Raw genomic sequence first — 2,576 nt, forward strand, 5'->3', positions numbered from 1 at the left:
GAAACGGTCGCGGTTGGGCCATTCGGGATTTTTCGGATTATAGTGCATGTGGTGAGCCCACAGTACGTGCCCCATCGGAGCGGCCCCCATGGGCATGCCGGGGTGTCCGGAGTTTGCTTTCTGTACGGCATCAATGGACAACACCCGTACGGTGTTGATGCCTAACTGTTCAAGGTCGGAATTTGTAGAAGCCATTGGTCACGTTTGAAAAGAAAGGAAGCGATCCTTTCGGGTTTCACACTTCAGAATAAAAGGGTGTAGTTATTAGAAACTATCGTGAAGCTGGTGAGTGAGGCAAAAAAATTATTCCTTTCCGGGTGTTTTTCAGACACTTCCGATAAATACTTTCTGGCACGTACTTTTTCGCTTGCCCTCCGATTTCTTTAAACGTCCCCTTACCTTTAGTGGCCTAGACCTTATTTTTGATTCAACTGTTTCGTGTTTTTATGCCTTCTACCAAACTTGCCATCTACACGGCTTTAGGAGCTAATTTGCTGATTGCCGTGACGAAATTTGTTGCGGCCGGGATTAGCGGGAGTTCTGCGATGGTTTCCGAAGGAATCCACTCGCTGGTCGATACGCTCAATGAAGTTCTGTTGCTGGTGGGTTTACGGAAAAGTCAGCAACCCGCCGACCAGCGAAGGCCTTTTGGATACGGCAAGGAAATTTACTTTTATTCCTACCTGGTTTCTATTCTGATCTTTGCCGTGGGGGGTGGCGTATCCTTTTACGAAGGCGTTACCCACATCCTCGATCCGCACGTTATTGAAGACCCGTTTTGGAATTACATTGTACTAGGCATTGCTTTCGCTCTGGATGGCTTTTCTTTAATCACGGCAACCAAGGCCTTCAATGCTCAGCGGGGTGAGCAGGCCTTCTGGGTGGCCGTCCGTGACAGCAAAGACCCCTCTTCCTTTGTCGTGCTTTTTGAAGACGCGGCCGATGTACTGGGCCTAATGATTGCTTTTCTGGGCGTTTTTCTGGGGCATACGCTGCAAAACCCTTACTTCGATGGAGCCGCTTCCATTCTGATCGGACTGATCCTCACGGCTGTTTCACTGGTACTGGCCCGGGAAAGCCGGAGCTTGCTGATGGGTGAAGGTGCCGGAGCCGCCATTGAGGCCCAGATTACGGAGGTTACGCAGGCTCATCCATCCGTCGAAACTGTCGTTCAAACCTTAACGTTTCAGGTAGGCCCTGAGCAGATTGTACTGGTACAGCGGGTGCGGTTTTTGTCCCATTTAACCGCCGTTCAGCTTACCCAGAGTATTGAACAGATTCATCAGCAACTACAGGCCGCCATTCCAACGCTGACGCACATTTTCATTGAGCCGCAATCCGGTAACCGTTTATTCCAGCAATCTCCCACTGCTCTCTCTACCGGGCACGCCTAATCAAAAATCAGCTTACGTATGATGTGGAGAGTGTTGTAAACGTTAAGGTTAGAGCTAATCTGCCGGATTTTAGCATTTTGGCTGTATCTTACCGACTCACGCTTCCTTGCTTCCTATGAAATGGTTATTCCTGCTGTTGCTTCCCGGACTGGTTCAGGCCCAGTCTACCTCACTCAAAGAACAAATTCAGCATTATTTATCCGGTAGAAAAGGCACCTACGCCGTCGCTTACAAGAATCTGGAAACGGGCGATCATGTCTACATCAATGAAAACGATTCTTTTCATGCAGCCAGTACCATGAAAACGCCCGTTATGCTGGAAGTATACCGGCAGGCGTACAAAGGAAAATTTTCGGTTCTGGATTCGATTGTGGTAAAGAATGAATTCAAAAGTATTGTGGATGGAAGCCCGTACTCGCTGGTTGCGACGGACGATAGTGAGCCGAAACTTTACGAGAAAGTGGGCCAGAAACGGACCATCTACGATCTGATGTACGAAATGATTATTTACAGCAGTAATCTGGCGACGAACATCATCATTGATCTGGTAGATGCTCGGAATGTCACCAAAACACTCTGTAAAATGGGAGCGAAACATACACAGGTACTCCGAGGCGTTGAAGACAAAAAAGCGTTCGCTCAGGGACTGAATAATAAAGTTTCCGCGTATGATTTAGCCCTACTGTTTGAGAAAATTGCGAAAGGAAAGGCCGTTAGTCCGGAGGCTTCGCAGGCGATGATCAGTATCCTCTTGGATCAGAAATTCAATTCTGTCATTCCGGCCAAACTACCGAAAAGCGTAAAAGTCGCTCATAAAACTGGCTCGATCGTAAGTATTATGCACGATTCGGGCATTGTGTATTTGCCCGACGGCCGGAAATACGTGCTGGTTTTGCTTTCCAAAAACTGGCAGGAACCGGATCGCGAAGCGGCCGTTGAAACGATGGCTACGGTTTCAGAAATGATCTACCAGTCGATTCAATAAATGCCAGTTGCTTACGACGTCGAAAACTTCTCGACGCGTAAGCAACCGAGTCCGTATTATTCCTGCGGAAGTTCTGGTTTCTGGATGTACCCCTTTTCCAGACTATCATCGAGCATCGTTTTGGCGACGGCCCAGATGTGACTCGAGCCCGTGGCGATCACGCCGACTGTTTGTATGACTTGTTCGTACTCGAGGTG

The 2,576-nt window shown here is 48.5% G+C and carries 2 protein-coding genes and 1 pseudogene; 2 read left to right on the plus strand and 1 reads right to left on the minus strand.

Features of this window, described 5'->3' with window-relative positions; all coding sequences use genetic code 11:
* Window positions 1–195 (minus strand): annotated as a pseudogene (locus ACOJTG_RS13850) (hypothetical protein); the annotation flags it as partial.
* Between the two features lie 251 nt (window positions 196–446).
* On the opposite strand from ACOJTG_RS13850, the gene ACOJTG_RS13855 reads away from it, so the two are divergent.
* The gene (locus ACOJTG_RS13855; protein ID WP_420154365.1) at window positions 447–1,394 is read left to right on the plus strand and encodes a cation diffusion facilitator family transporter; all 948 of its coding nucleotides are present in this window, start codon (window positions 447–449) and stop codon (window positions 1,392–1,394) included.
* A gap of 115 nt (window positions 1,395–1,509) precedes the next feature.
* A complete protein-coding gene (locus ACOJTG_RS13860) occupies window positions 1,510–2,379 on the plus strand; it encodes a serine hydrolase (protein WP_420154366.1) in 870 nt (289 codons plus the stop codon).
* Window positions 2,380–2,576: the final 197 nt, after the last annotated feature.

The organism is Siphonobacter sp. (assembly GCF_048595215.1).
Lineage (GTDB): Bacteria > Bacteroidota > Bacteroidia > Cytophagales > Spirosomataceae > Siphonobacter.